Genomic DNA, 14322 nt, shown 5'->3' with positions numbered 1-14322 from the left:
GCGCAGCGGCAGCAGTTGGTCAATTCGGGAAGAGCCGGGCCGGTAGGCTCGACCCTTCGAATGCACCGCGCAGGGTGAGGCAGGGAATTCGCAGGACACTGCTCGCGCCTGCGGAACGAGGTGCTCCTCTCCGCCGGACACAAAAAAAAGACCACACGAAGGTCGCCTTTTGCTTTTGTGTCTATGGGAGAGGGGGGATTCGAATCGGTCTTAGACCCTTATAAATGCTATGTATTTGCACGTTGGGATCGCAAACGCGGCCTTAAAAGTGGTATTAATACAACAAATAGTGATCCGCGATATCGATCCCACACCAATCTCGACAACTTCAGCCACCTTGCCGGAATCGAATCACCTATAAAATGTTGGTACAAAATAGGTGAAAAGTGCCAACACACATACCAACAGAACTAATTGGTTCCTGAGCTCGGTTCCGTTTCCTTTCCGCTACGTAAAATTACTCGACTCCGCAACGAAGTAATGTGCATCATATCCCAAGAGAAATAACCATTAATATTGCTACAGAGCATTTTTTGCTTTAGTAATTCTTTTGGGTGCTTTTTTAGTACGACTCGACTCCAATACTTTGGCAGCAGAATTTACTGCAGCCTCCCATTTTTCAAAGTCTTTCGGAGCATCAACTTCAACCCGGCTATTAAAGTTGGGCGTTGGCAAAAACCAAAGCCCATAAGCACTTCTGGCTGTAAAATTCGCAATATGTTCACGAAATGCGCTATAAAGCATTCCATAACCAGTTCCTCGCACTACTTGAAAACGCCTCAAACCTTCGTCTTTCCCCCTAAAGTGCAAGTATGCGGCACCTTCAATGGTAAGCGAATATGGCAAGATGACATCATCGACTTGTTTAGATTGTCGAATCGACACTTTCAAAAATAATGTAAAGTGTCGGGGATCGTTCAACTCATCGTCAGGATAAATAAGGTCGGTCCCAAGCTCAAACTTTACTTTATTGAAATCGAAATCAATCTGAGGGAAAAAATTTTCATCTTTACTCAAGACAAAATCAGGATTGATTTCGATATCAAACCGACGAAACTCAAGACGTGAGAGTAAAAAGACACTAGGATTCATAATGTACTCAAGCATTTACACAAATAGGTTCAAAAACTCCTGATGTTTTAGGATAGTTAGTCCTTCTATTCACACCCTTCCTAAAACTACTAAGCTGCACGACATTGGAGCCTCCTGCTCCAATGTCTTCTGCATCTACAAAATAGCTAGAAACCATATCTTCATCAAAAACATATGAGAAACTCGATTCCCTTTCCCCAAAATCAATAGACAAAGGAGCACCCAAAGCATCGGCCAACATGTACAACGTATCAATTTGGATATTTTGATTTCCATTCAAAAGCCGAGAAATTCCCGCTTCTGAAATTCCCATCCGAATGGCCATATCTCGATTGAGCAATTGGTTTTGTCGCATCAATTTTCGCACCTGTTGGATCGGCTCAGCTCGGCGAACTCCAGCCCACAGGCCTTTTCTTTCCGCAACTTCTTCTGCAACGATCTCATTATTTGGTGACATTTTTTTCCTCACAAATTTCAAATTTTCCACGAGATTGAAGAATCGCCTTGATGTCATCAACACAAACATCGATTATTTCCTTCGGCGTCTTCTGATCTTTTTTATGGCAAACTGTTAATAAAAATATAGTTTTTCTTCCATTTGGCAACCCCTCCTTTAACGGGAAAAAGTACAACCGGTCTTTGTTGTTAGGCTTCAACTCCCAGACCTTGTACGTGTTACCTTCATATAGGAACGAATGTGCGATCTTACAACCAACTCCGTTTTGGTCGAACACTGCTTGATAGTCCTCTTCACAAACCGCTGGGTACAACTCACCAAGCGCTCGGAGAACAGCAGATTTCTTGCTTACATGATCAAGCTGTTTTTCAATGCTCTTAGGATATCGGCCATTAAGTTGCCCGCAATCCTTTACCACAATAGCAACATCCCACTTCTGCACTGACGGAGAAATGAGCTTCGTCCCTGGAGGGATCTTGGCCACCATTTCGAAGGCCCGCTGATGAGTAAGTTTGGCTGCTTTCATAGATTGGAATCGATCTTAACACATAAGTTAAGTTTTCTGCGCACAGACCTGCAAAAATCCTTGACATTAGCCAACCTGCCGTCACTGCGTTTTTGATGACGATTTTTGTGCATAGCTACCATCGCGATTGCGGTCGCAAAGCTGCTTGAGTTGATAGTTTAAATCGCGCATCGCATGCTCCCAAAATCAAACTTGGTGTGATCGAGTCAGATGAGAGGGGGGCAGGGGCAGGTCCGCTATTTTGGACACGGACTTATGCATTGGGCGCCGTAGAAGCTGGCTCAGTCGAAACTTTAATTAGAGCCACGAACGCGCGCCGCAGGCGCGCGGGGCTGCCGCGCAGCGGCAGCAGTTGGTCGATTCGGAGAGGGCCGGGCCGGTAGGCCCGACCCTTCGAATCCCCCGCGCACGCCCCGCAGGGGGCGTGCTTCTCTCCGCCGGGCACAAAAACAAAAAGGCCACCCGAAGGTGGCCTTTTGCTTTTGTGTCTATGGCGGAGAGAGGGGGATTCGAACCCCCGATAGGCTATGAACCTATACACGCTTTCCAGGCGTGCGACTTCAACCACTCATCCACCTCTCCTGCAGGCAATGCGTCGACTTGCTCGCATTTGCGTACTATTTCTCGCTTGTCGCGAAGCCGCAGATTATAGCAAAGATTCTACGGACTGCCAAAGTTATTTACCGTGGGGTAAAAGTTAAAGCTGGCAACGACAAGCAGCAGCCCAACAAAGGCCGTGGTCGGCCCCCGTAGGAACCGACCTTTCATTACGACGCTTCCTTCAGCTGATCCAGAATCGCCGGGTTTTCCAAGGTCGAGACATCTTGCGTGATCGTCTCGCCCTTGGCCAGCACGCGCAGCAGGCGGCGCATGATTTTGCCGGAGCGGGTTTTTGGCAGGTTGTCGCCGAAACGGATTTCCTTCGGTTTCGCAATCGGGCCGATTTCCTTGCCGACCCAGTTGCGCAGCTCCAGGGCCAGTTTCTTCGCTTCCTCGCCTGTCGGACGCGCTTGCTTCAGCACCACGAAGGCGCAGATCGATTCGCCTGTCGTGTCGTCCGGACGGCCGACTACCGCCGCTTCGGCCACCAGCGGGTTGGCCACCAGGGCCGATTCGATTTCCATCGTGCCCATGCGGTGGCCCGATACGTTCAAGACGTCATCGATGCGGCCCGTGATGGTGAAGTAGCCGGTGTCCTTGTTGCGGATGGCACCGTCGCCTGCCAGGTACATCTTGCCGCCCAGTTCTTCCGGGAAATAGCTGGACTTGAAGCGCTCGGGGTTGTTCCAGATCGTGCGGATCATCGATGGCCATGGGCGTTTTACGACCAAAATACCGCCCTGGCCGTTCGGCACGTCCTGGCCCGCCTCGTCGACGATGGCGGCCATGATGCCTGGCAATGGCAGGGTGCAGGAACCGGGCACCATCGGCGTGGCGCCCGGCAACGGGGTGATCATGTGGCCGCCCGTTTCCGTTTGCCAGAAGGTGTCGACGATCGGGCACTTCTCGCCGCCAATATTTTTGTAGTACCACATCCACGCTTCCGGATTGATCGGTTCGCCGACCGTGCCCAGCAGGCGCAAGCTCGTCAGGTCGTAGTTGCTTGGATGCACTTTCGGGTCGACGTCGGCCGCCTTGATCAGTGAACGGATGGCCGTAGGCGCCGTGTAGAAGATGCTGACCTTGTGCTTCTTGATGGTTTCCCAGAAACGGCCCGCGTTCGGGTAGGTCGGGATGCCTTCAAACACCACTTGCGTGGCACCCACGGCCATCGGGCCGTACGCGATGTAGCTGTGGCCCGTCACCCAGCCGATGTCGGCCGTGCACCAGAACACGTCGTCGGGCTTGATGTCGAAACTCCATTTCATCGTCAGCGCGGCCCACAGCAGGTAGCCGCCGCTCGAATGCTGCACGCCCTTCGGGGTGCCGGTGGAACCCGAGGTGTAGAGGATGAACAGTGGATGCTCGGCATCGACCCATTCCGGCTCGCATTGCGTGCTCTGGCCTTCGACCAGGTCGTGCAGCCACGTGTCGCGGCCGGCCACCATCGGCAGGTCGCTGCCCGTGCGTTGATACACGATGACGTTTTTCACGGAGTCGCAGCCGCCCAGCGCCAGCGCTTCGTCGACGATGGATTTCAATGGCAGCTTCTTGCCGCCACGCAATTGCTCGTCGCCCGTGATGACGGCCACGGCGCCCGCGTCGATGATGCGTTCCTGCAAGGATTTTGCCGAGAAGCCGCCGAACACGACGGAGTGGGTGGCGCCGATGCGCGCGCAGGCTTGCATGGCGGCCACGCCTTCGACGGACATCGACATGTAGATGATGACGCGGTCGCCCTTGGCGATGCCCTTGGCTTTCAGGCCGTTGGCGAACTTGCAGACTTTTTCGTGCAGTTCTTTATAGGTTGCCTTGGTAACGGTGCCGTCGTCCGCTTCGAAGATGATGGCCGTCTTGTCGCCCAGGCCATTTTCGATGTTGCGGTCCAGGCAGTTGTAGGACACGTTCAGTTGGCCGTCTTCGAACCATTTGTAGAACGGGGCGTTGTCTTCATTCAAGGTGCGGGTGAACGGCTTTTTCCAGCTCAGGTTCTCGCGCGCCAGCTTGGCCCAGAAGCCTTCGTAGTCGCGTTCGGCGTCGGCCACCATGGCGCGGTAGGCGTCCATGCCGGAAATCGTTGCCTGTGCGGCAAACGCTGCCGACGGTTCAAATACGCGCGACTCCTCCGGTCCCTGCTGTTCCGTGCCCTGCCCTTGGTTTTCTGTAGCGCTCATGCTTGTCTCCAGTGTAGTAATTGTTTGCCAACACGATAGACCCCGTGTCTTACGGACGCCTTACATGTCGCGTTTATGCAGCGTTTTACCCCTATCAAGGCTAACCATAAGCGCCTTCGGCAATGGGAGTCAAGGGGACGCCGTACAGTATTTTCACTGGGAAAATGCATGCTGCACCGAAGGTTCAATACCACTTCATGTTTCATCAAACCTAATAATCAGGAGCAAGGCCATGCGCAGTAATCAGCAGCAAGTGTAAAATGTCGGGCATACCAAAAATTGGTATTTACTCCCCCAGGAAACCCCACATGATCGACCACCTACCACCGTCATCCAAACATACCAAGCTGCACCCGCTGTCCTCCTTCATCTTCATGTCGCGCTGGCTGCAGTTGCCGCTATACTTGGGCCTGATCCTCGCACAATGCGTGTATGTCTTCCATTTCTGGGTGGAATTGTCCGACCTGATCGGTGCCGTGTTCGGCAATGACGCGGCCCTGCAGCACGTGCTGACGGCCGTCGCCGTACCGGGTAGCGCCCTGCCGACCAAGCTCAATGAAGCCACCATCATGCTGGTGGTATTAGGCCTGATCGACGTGGTCATGATTTCGAACCTGCTGATCATGGTCATTATTGGCGGCTACGAAACCTTCGTTTCGCGCATGCACCTCGATGACCACCCAGACCAGCCGGAATGGTTGTCGCATGTGAATGCTTCCGTGCTGAAGACGAAATTGGCGATGGCCATCATCGGCATCTCGTCGATCCACCTGTTGAAGACATTTATCAATGCCAATTCCTACAAGATGGAAGTGATCATTGCGCAAACGGTGATCCACATGGTCTTCATCATTTCGGCCATGGCCATTGCGTACACCGACCGCATCATGACCGTGACCCAGAATCAAGCAAGAGCGCCACACTAAAGAAAGAAGCCCATGACTGCCAGCGGCGGCCATGGGCTTTGTCATTTTCGATGCCGCAACCAGTAACTATTAATTAGTAAAAGTCTTACCCTTCTTATCCACCGCGAGAACACCATGACTGTCATAAAGCAAGAAGACCTGATCGAATCCGTCGCCGCAGCGTTGCAGTACATTAGCTACTACCACCCTGCTGATTACATCGAGCACCTGGCGCGCGCCTACGCGGCCGAGCAAAGCCCGGCGGCAAAAGATGCGATCGCGCAAATCCTGACCAACTCGCGCATGTGCGCGGAAGGCAAGCGTCCTATCTGCCAGGACACGGGTATCGTCAACGTCTTCCTGAAAATCGGCATGGGCGTGCGCTTCGAAGGCTTCTCCGGCACGGTCACCGACGCCGTCAACGAAGGCGTGCGCCGCGCGTACAACTTCGACGACAACAAGCTGCGCGCCTCCATCGTGGCCGACCCGCATTTCGACCGCAAGAACACCAAGGACAACACGCCAGCCGTCGTGCACATGGAACTGGTCGAAGGCAATACCGTCGACGTGAAAGTGGCAGCCAAGGGCGGCGGCTCGGAAAACAAATCCAAGATGATCATGATGAACCCGTCCGATTCGCTGGTGGACTGGGTCATGAAGACGGTGCCGACCATGGGCGCCGGCTGGTGCCCGCCTGGCATGCTGGGCATCGGCATCGGCGGCACGGCCGAAAAAGCCATGCTGATGGCCAAGGAAGTGTTGATGGAAGACATCGACATGTTTGAGCTGAAACAACGCGGCCCGCAAAATAAACTGGAAGAATTGCGCATCGAGCTGTGCGACAAGATCAACTCGCTGGGTATCGGCGCGCAAGGCCTGGGTGGCCTGACGACCGTGCTCGACGTGAAAATCATGATGCACCCGACGCACGCCGCGTCGAAGCCGGTCGCCATGATCCCGAACTGCGCCGCCACGCGCCACGGCCACTTCGTGCTGGATGGCTCCGGCCCGGCCTACATGACGCCGCCATCGCTGTCGTCGTGGCCGGAAGTGCACTGGACGCCGGACACGGAAAAATCCAAGCGCGTCGACCTGAACACCCTGACGAAGGAAGAAGTCGCTTCGTGGACGCCGGGCCAGACCTTGCTGTTGAACGGCAAGATGCTGACGGGCCGCGACGCCGCGCACAAGCGCATCCAGGACATGCTGGCCAAGGGCGAAGAATTGCCGGTCGATTTTAAAAACCGCGTGATCTACTACGTCGGTCCCGTCGACCCGGTGCGCGACGAAGCCGTCGGCCCGGCCGGTCCGACGACCGCCACGCGCATGGACAAGTTCACCGACATGATGCTGGAAAAGACGGGCCTGATCGCCATGATCGGCAAGGCCGAACGTGGCCCGGTCGCCATCGAATCGATCCAGAAGCACCAGTCGGCCTATTTGATGGCCGTGGGCGGCGCCGCCTACCTGGTGTCGAAAGCCATCAAGCACGCCAAGGTGCTGGGCTTTGCCGACATGGGCATGGAAGCGATCTACGAATTCGACGTGGTCGATATGCCGGTGACGGTGGCCGTCGATGCGAAGGGTACATCGGTGCACAACACGGGCCCGAAAGAATGGCAGGCGAAGATCGAGCAACTCAATAGCGTCAGCAAGATTCCCGTGACGGTTGCTTAAACAAGCTCTACCATAGACGCCGCGCGGCAACACCAGCGCGGCGTTTTTTTATCTTCTTCGGCTTTATATGACTTCTATTGCAAGCACTGCCCGTCCAGACGCGCCCATCGGCATTTTTGACTCCGGCGTGGGCGGCCTGTCGGTGCTGCGCCATATCCGCGCGCAGCTGCCGCAGGAAGATTTGATTTACTTTGCCGATTCCGCCTACGCCCCGTATGGCGACAAGACGGAACAGCAGGTGGTCGACCGTTCGCTGGCGATCACCGCCTTTCTATTGCAGCAAGGCGCCAAGGCACTGGTGGTGGCGTGCAACACGGCCACCATCGCCGCCATCAAGGCCCTGCGCGCGCGCTATCCCGACCTGCCCATCGTCGGCGTCGAACCAGGCTTGAAACCGGCGGCCAGCATCAGCCGCAACGGCAAGATCGCCGTGCTGGCAACGGAACGCGCCTTGCGCGGCGACAAGCTGCTGGCCCTGCGCGAGCAGGTGAGCGCCGCCACGGGCGCCACGTTCATCTTGCAGCCCTGCATAGGCCTGGCCGACCGCATCGAGCAGTGCGAACTGGGCCACGGCCCGTTGGATGCCACCAGCGCCATGCTGGAACGCTACATCGCCCCCATGCTGGAACAAGGTGTCGACACCCTGGTGCTCGGCTGCACGCACTACCCCTTCGTGCAGGACGCCATCGTGCGCACGGTACGCGCGCACACGCAGGAAACGATCACCCTGGTCGACACGGGCGACGCCGTGGCGCGCCAGCTGGCCCGTTTGCTCGACGCGGCCAGCCTGCGCCGCACCGGCAACGATGCGCCCCAGCTGCAAGGTTACACGACGGCCAAGGTCGAGTCCCTGGCGCAAGCCTTCTCCGGTTTGCTGGACTTGCAGCCGCCCGTCGCGCACCTGTCCGTGTGAGCGAAAACAGGCGTTTTCATGCAATCTTTCGATTCTATAAAAAAGACTGCATTTAGATTTGCCACTTTGCCGAGTTCTTTGTATAATTCGGCACCTGTTCAGCAAAACAGCTAAACAGGTAAGTAAGACAGTGGTGGCTGTAGCTCAGTTGGTAGAGTCCAGGATTGTGATTCCTGTTGTCGTGGGTTCGAGCCCCATCAGCCACCCCATAGAATTAGCGGTAAATAAAAGGGTTACATGCTTCGGCTTGTAACCCTTTTTTCATTTCCGCGCTCGTGCATGAGGCAGCTGCAGCCCTCGCCTGCGCAGCAGGCCAGGCAAACGCATCGGCTAACAAAGCCAGCCTGCGCGCGGCAGTCAAACTTGATGCATACGCTTGATTTTCCGTATCCCAAAGAATACACTGGTATATGTGAAAAGCATCCATACCACCGCCACGTTCGATGACTGGTTCAGCAAGCTGAAGGATCGGAAAGTTTTTTTCCGCATTCAGGCACGTATTGATCGTGCCGAAGATGGCAACTTCGGTGATTGCAAGCCTGTCGGTGGCGGTGTTTCGGAAATGCGAATTGACTGTGGTCCCGGCTATCGCGTTTATTTTACTCAGTGCGGCATGGAAATCATTATCCTGCTCGCTGGCGGCGACAAGTCAACGCAGGCGAAAGATATCAAAACGGCGCAGCAGCTCGCGCAAGCACTCCAGGAGGTCTGATGGTACAAAAACTCAACAAATGGGATAGCGCACAGCACCTCAAAACCGAAGAGGATATCGTCGCCTACTTTGAAGCTTGCCTGGAAGAAGCTGGCGACGATGCATCCTTCATCGCCAAAGCGCTAGGCAATATTGCCAAGGCACGCGGCATGACACAACTTGCCAAAGACACGGGACTGGGACGGGAAAGTTTGTACAAGGCGCTGTCCGGCGAAGGCAACCCGAGCTTCGACACCATTTTGAAGGTGACGCATGCACTCGGCTTGCAATTTCGCGCCGCGGCGCTGAACACTTGAGCAGCCATCAGCCGGGGTAGCGGAAAGGCTACCCCGCCAGCACCGACTGCACCGTCGTCGCCAGGTCGTCCAGGCGCACGGGCTTGACGAGGAAGTGGCGGAAGCCCACGGCCAGCGCGTCGTCCATGTACATGGGCAGGCTGTGGCCCGTGACGGCGATCAGCACGGCGTTGGCCGTTTCAGGATTGTGGTGCAGGCGGCGGCCGATTTCGATGCCGCTGATGCCGGGCATCTCGATGTCGAGGTAGACGGCGTCGGGCACGCACAGCTTGACTTGCTCGACGGCCATCTGCCAGTTGCGCACCACCACCGCGTGGTGGCCCAGCGCTTCAAGCAGCATGGCCAGCGATTCGCCCACTTCCTGGTTGTCGTCGACCACCAGCAGATTCAATTTGCGCGCAGCACTTGCCGGCTGGTCGCCCTGGCGGCGTTCCACGGAGGAACTGCCTGGTGTCGTTTCAGTTGTCTGGCTCATTGTACGTTCACGTCTGACGGCTGCAAAAGCGGCAGTATACAAGAAGCACGCAGAATGCCGCCGCACCCGAGCAATGGTGCCATGCGGCAATCCAGAAGCTTCGCTGTACCGCGCCAGCAACACTTCCCGCCTTTCTCCGGGCAAAGCCTATCCTACGCAGTTTGCCCAATTGACGGATAAAATGAGAATCATTATCATTCTTATCCCCTTGCGCCGGATATCCACGCCACGATGTTGTCGCGCCGCCCGATTGCCCGCGCAACCATTGTCATTACGGAGATCCATGCATGGCTGCCACACCTGTCACACTGCCCTTTTCGCTGCGCCCGTGCGCGCTGGCCATCGCCCTCGCCTGCCTGGGCGCCCCGCTTGCCGCGCAGGCGCAGGACGCCAACAGCGCCGAGAATGCCGGTCCCATCCTGGAGTCGATCCAGGTCAGCAGCAACCTGCTGGGCACCAGCATGGCGGCCAGCACGAAGAATTTCGCGGGCGCGCGCACCGTGGTGCAGAAGGATGACATCGAGAACTCGGGCGCGACCAGCCTGAGCGACGTGATGCGCCGCATTCCCGGCGTGCAGATCAGCGACAACTCGGGCAGCGCCGGCAGCGCCATCTCGCTCAATATCGGCGTGCGCGGACTGGCCGGGCGCTATTCGCCGCGCAGCACGGTATTGCTCGACGGCATTCCGATGTCGGTGGCGCCCTACGGCCAGCCGCAGCTGTCGTTCGCGCCCGTCAGCCTGGCCAATGTCGAGACGGTCGACGTGGTGCGCGGCGGCGGTGCCGTGCGCTTCGGCCCGCAAAACGTGGGCGGCATCATCAATTTCAAGACGCGCCGCGTACCCACCACACAAGGCATCACGGGCGACGCCAGCGTGCGCTACAACGCGTACAGCGAAGTGGGCCACAACACGCAGGCCAGCGTGTTTGCCGGCACCCAGCTCGACAGCGGCCTGGGCCTGGCGGTGCTGTATTCCGGCATCCGCGGCAGCGACTGGCGCGTGGGCAGCGATGAGAAGGTCAACGATTTCGCCCTGAAGTTCCGCTACGATCTGAGCCCGACGGCCGAGGTGTACGGCAAGCTGTCCTACTACGACGTGACGTCGCGCACGCCGGGCGGCCTGACCGCCGCGCAATACAAGCAGGACCCGTTCCAGAACACGCGCCCAACCGATTTCTGGAGCGGCGAGCGCAAGGCCTTCGACATCGGCTACCTGAATGCCCTGTCCGACACGCAGGAATTCGAGGTGCGCGCCTATTACAACAAGAGCTCGCGCGAAAGCACCTTGATCAACGCCGGCCGCACGGGCCTGGGCCACCAGCCGCGCAACTATGAAACGACGGCCATCGAGCCGCGCTACACGCAGCGCTTTATTACCGGCAAGGTCACACAGGACGTCACCGTCGGTTACCGCTACCTGGCCGAGCGGGCCGACGAGGCCATCTATAACGTCGTCATCGCCAGCGGCGTGCGGCAGGCGCCGACGCGCTTCGCCGACAATGCCACCGATGCGCAAGCCGTGTATATCGACGACAAGATCGCCATCGACGCCTGGCGCATCACGCCGGGCGTGCGCTATGAACACATCAAGACGGAACGCTTCAACCACTTGCCGGTCGACCAGAAGATCGAGTTGCTCAACAACAAGGCCCTGCCGTCGCTGAACGTGGCCTACTTGCTCAATAACAACGTGACCCTGTTCGGCAACTACAACAGCTCGTTTGGCGCCGTGCAAAATACGCAGCTCAATGCGCAGTCGAGCAAGAACCCGCTGCAGCCGGAACTGGCGAAAACAGCCGAGCTGGGCGCGCGCTGGAAGAGCGGCCAGCTGTCGGCCGAAGCGACCTTGTTCAACATCAAGTTCGACAACCAGATCCAGTCCGTGGGCAGCGGCGAGAACGTCGTCTTCTACAACGTGGGCGCCACGCATCACCGTGGCCTGGAATCGGCCATCGACTACCGCTTCGACAAGTCCGGCCCGCTGGCCGGCTTGAACGCCTACGCCACCTACACCTATACCAAAGCGACCTTGCAGGATGGCGCGAATGCGGGCAACGACGTGCCCTTCTACTCGCGCAACACGGATACCGTCGGCGCCCACTACCAGCTGGGCGCCTGGGGTGTTGATTTGTCGAGCAGCCACCAGAGCCGCCAGTTCGCCGACGAAGCCAATACCGTGACGGAAAACGCGGCCGGCAGCCTGGGCGTGATACCCGGCTTCCGTACCTGGAATACGCAAGTGAAATGGACAGTGCCGGGCCAGAAGGGCCTGGAACTGGTAGCCGGCGTCAACAACCTGGCCGACAAGCGCTACTTCACGCGCACCTCGGACGGCAACCTGGGCAAACTGGTGGGCGCGCCGCGCATGCTCTACCTGCAGGGCCGCCTGGCGTTCTGATGCCTGCGCGCGCGGGTGCCTATCGAATCGATATGCCGCTGCGCACGGCAGCTACCTGAAAAAAACCTGCATCGTTGTTGTTACGATGCAGGTTTTTTTACGTCCCGATGTCACAAAAATACCGTGACGCAAGTAACTTCAAGTTCGCGTTCGCCTTGGAGCTTCACAGCAATTCATTCACCATGGAAATTAGTTTCTATGTGGACATAAATGATTTCACAATTGCAAATATTTTTAGCGAGCGCTTGTTCTGCGTGTGAGTTTTGGTGATATTCTTTAAATGTCATTTAAGAAATCAAATTATCTTTTAACTAACCAAACGAGAACCCATGAAAACGCCAGCCACCCTCCTGAAGATCGCCGCACTGGCCACCCTGGTCACCGCTGGCGCTGCCAACGCCGCGACCGAACTGGTGGTCAACGGCAGTTTCGAAAACAATGTCATCGCTTCGGCCTGGGCCCCGCTCAGCAGCGTCACCGGCTGGACTTCCTCGGCCAGCGGCAATTCGGCCTTTGAAATCCAGAAAGGCGCCACGCAAGGCGGCCAGGGCGGATTCAATCCCGTCGCCGCCAGCGGCACGCAATACCTGGAACTCAATACCGACCGGCTGACCTCCGTATCGCAAGCCATCGCCACCACGGCCGGCAGCACCTATGCACTGTCGTTCGCCTACTCGGGCCGTCCCGACACGGCTGGCGGCGCGAACAGCCTGATGAATGTCTACTGGGGTTCGACCCTGCTGACGCCAACGGCACTGGTCGGCAATACGAGCGGCGTGTGGCAAACCTACAGCCAGAACGTGACCGCGCTCGGCTCGTCGAGCCTGCTGCGCTTCGAATCGATCGGTCCCGTCTCCGTACCGACCTATGGTTCCTACCTGGACAACGTCTCGGTGATGGCTGCCGTACCGGAGCCGGAAACCTACACCATGCTGCTGCTGGGCCTGGGCTTGCTGGGTTTCATGGCACGCCGTAAGACAGCCGCCTGAGCCCGGATAGTCGCCGCGCAACAGCCGCCCCGCCACCTGGCCGGGCGGCTTTTTCATGGAAAAACTGTTGCATTATCCCAGCAAGTGTTGCCAAGGAGAATTAAATTAGCGCTACAATAGCAGGGTATCAAGCAATGCCAAGCATCGCTCCGCCAGGGCCCCTACCCCGCCCTGATCATCAGCACGCATTTTTTGAACAGGATGACTGGCGCTGCCGGGCCCGATTGCGCTCCCGGCACGGCCACCACACACGCACCATGTCCGCAGAAAAAACCATTACTGAAACCAGTTCCTACGGCAAGGAAACGCCCGTGGGACGTCCCGACGTCGATGGCCGCGCCGGCATTTTCGTGCCCACGGCGGAATTTGACATCGATAACACCACCACCATCCGCAAGGGCGCGGGCATTGTCGGCTTCGGCAACCTCGATGGCACCCTGACCGTATATTTCGAAGCGAACCGCTTCGACGAAAGCAATCTGCACAAGTGGGAACACAAGGCGCGCAAGGCGTATGACCGCATGGTCATGGGCGCGCCCACGGTGTCGAAGGCGAAGATCGACGCGCGCATGCTGGAACAGGTGGGCATCATCGACGGCATGGGCATCAATCTCAAGCATCCGGAACGCCTGACGCACTGGCTGGCGATCTCGAACGTGCCGGACACGGCGCCGGAAGAGCCGGTGCTGCGCTGGAAAAACCGCTAAGTAATCCTCAGGAAATTATTGTGAAGTTATGACGAACAGAACCGGATGCTATGCAAGGCGCCCACTGCGACGCAGTGCGAGCACTGCTAGCAGTGGGCAACGCCGCAGAGCGCCGGTTATGGAAGTCAGAAATCGCAATAATTTATTGAGGGTTACTCCGGCGGCCGGAGAGCGAGGCAGGGTGCCAGGCACGAGGTGTTGTCCTACATCGTGGCGGACATTCATCCGATGCCCAAAAGCATCAACTCAACCTATGATGAAAGCCTGACCACCCACCTCACACCACTCAGGAGTACGACATGTCCCGCCTCATCCCGATCAGCTTTGGCGCCTTGCAAATAGGTCTGGCAGCGGCGGCGATGTATATCCTGTGCTCGGCGGACGTGCTGCACCAGAGTTC

At 57.3% G+C, this 14322-nt stretch carries 13 protein-coding genes and 2 tRNA genes; 9 read left to right on the top strand and 6 right to left on the bottom strand.

Annotated features, from left to right (window positions below):
* Nucleotides 1-519 precede the first annotated feature (519 nt).
* The 5 genes from AC07VH_RS15240 to acs all read right to left on the bottom strand — a co-directional run bounded on the left by AC07VH_RS15240 (nucleotide 520) and on the right by acs (nucleotide 4849).
* Nucleotides 520-1092, bottom strand: coding sequence for a hypothetical protein (locus tag AC07VH_RS15240; RefSeq protein ID WP_489628678.1), 573 nt, complete (start codon nucleotides 1090-1092; stop codon nucleotides 520-522).
* Nucleotides 1093-1099: 7 nt separating this feature from the next.
* On the bottom strand, nucleotides 1100-1549 hold the full coding sequence (locus AC07VH_RS15235; protein ID WP_489628679.1) for an XRE family transcriptional regulator: 450 nt from the start codon (nucleotides 1547-1549) through the stop codon (nucleotides 1100-1102).
* Nucleotides 1536-2075 carry a hypothetical protein gene (locus AC07VH_RS15230; protein WP_489628680.1) on the bottom strand — a complete coding sequence of 180 codons (540 nt, stop codon included), beginning with the start codon at nucleotides 2073-2075 and terminating at the stop codon, nucleotides 1536-1538. The genes AC07VH_RS15235 and AC07VH_RS15230 overlap by 14 nt, the downstream gene beginning before the upstream one ends.
* Before the next feature lie 491 nt (nucleotides 2076-2566).
* A tRNA-Ser gene (locus AC07VH_RS15225) sits at nucleotides 2567-2657 on the bottom strand.
* A gap of 185 nt (nucleotides 2658-2842) precedes the next feature.
* Complete coding sequence (acs, locus tag AC07VH_RS15220; protein WP_494788397.1) at nucleotides 2843-4849, bottom strand: acetate--CoA ligase; 2007 nt, start codon at nucleotides 4847-4849, stop codon at nucleotides 2843-2845.
* Nucleotides 4850-5157: 308 nt separating this feature from the next.
* Here acs and AC07VH_RS15215 point away from each other — a divergent pair, with 308 nt between their 5' ends.
* From AC07VH_RS15215 to AC07VH_RS15190, 6 genes are all read left to right on the top strand, one after another.
* A complete protein-coding gene (locus AC07VH_RS15215; RefSeq protein ID WP_035825234.1) occupies nucleotides 5158-5775 on the top strand; it encodes a YqhA family protein in 618 nt (205 codons plus the stop codon).
* A 114-nt stretch (nucleotides 5776-5889) separates the two neighbouring features.
* On the top strand, nucleotides 5890-7431 hold the full coding sequence (locus AC07VH_RS15210) for a fumarate hydratase (RefSeq protein ID WP_086144995.1): 1542 nt from the start codon (nucleotides 5890-5892) through the stop codon (nucleotides 7429-7431).
* 67 nt (nucleotides 7432-7498) lie between these two features.
* A complete protein-coding gene (murI, locus tag AC07VH_RS15205) occupies nucleotides 7499-8344 on the top strand; it encodes a glutamate racemase (RefSeq protein WP_489628693.1) in 846 nt (281 codons plus the stop codon).
* 133 nt (nucleotides 8345-8477) lie between these two features.
* A tRNA-His gene (locus AC07VH_RS15200) sits at nucleotides 8478-8553 on the top strand.
* A 167-nt stretch (nucleotides 8554-8720) separates the two neighbouring features.
* Complete coding sequence (locus AC07VH_RS15195; protein WP_494788398.1) at nucleotides 8721-9056, top strand: type II toxin-antitoxin system RelE/ParE family toxin; 336 nt, start codon at nucleotides 8721-8723, stop codon at nucleotides 9054-9056.
* Nucleotides 9056-9352: an addiction module antidote protein gene (locus tag AC07VH_RS15190; RefSeq protein WP_116743337.1), complete on the top strand. Its 297-nt coding sequence runs from the start codon at nucleotides 9056-9058 to the stop codon at nucleotides 9350-9352. Before AC07VH_RS15195 ends, AC07VH_RS15190 begins: the two co-directional genes overlap by 1 nt.
* 28 nt (nucleotides 9353-9380) lie before the next feature.
* On the opposite strand, the gene AC07VH_RS15185 is transcribed toward AC07VH_RS15190, so the two are convergent.
* Entirely contained in the window at nucleotides 9381-9827 is a 447-nt protein-coding gene (locus AC07VH_RS15185; protein ID WP_219133084.1) for a response regulator, read from the bottom strand.
* Between the two features lie 287 nt (nucleotides 9828-10114).
* Here AC07VH_RS15185 and AC07VH_RS15180 point away from each other — a divergent pair, with 287 nt between their 5' ends.
* From AC07VH_RS15180 to AC07VH_RS15170, 3 genes are all read left to right on the top strand, one after another.
* Nucleotides 10115-12226 carry a TonB-dependent receptor family protein gene (locus AC07VH_RS15180; RefSeq protein ID WP_489628706.1) on the top strand — a complete coding sequence of 704 codons (2112 nt, stop codon included), beginning with the start codon at nucleotides 10115-10117 and terminating at the stop codon, nucleotides 12224-12226.
* A 329-nt stretch (nucleotides 12227-12555) separates the two neighbouring features.
* A complete protein-coding gene (locus tag AC07VH_RS15175; RefSeq protein WP_494788399.1) occupies nucleotides 12556-13215 on the top strand; it encodes an FxDxF family PEP-CTERM protein in 660 nt (219 codons plus the stop codon).
* A gap of 257 nt (nucleotides 13216-13472) precedes the next feature.
* A complete protein-coding gene (locus AC07VH_RS15170) occupies nucleotides 13473-13922 on the top strand; it encodes a hypothetical protein (RefSeq protein WP_475416395.1) in 450 nt (149 codons plus the stop codon).
* Nucleotides 13923-14322: the final 400 nt, after the last annotated feature.

The organism is Janthinobacterium sp. GW821-FHT03C10, from assembly GCF_059420865.1.
The sequence above is the reverse complement of the archived record's forward strand: the minus strand, read 5'-3'. Positions and strand labels throughout refer to the sequence as shown.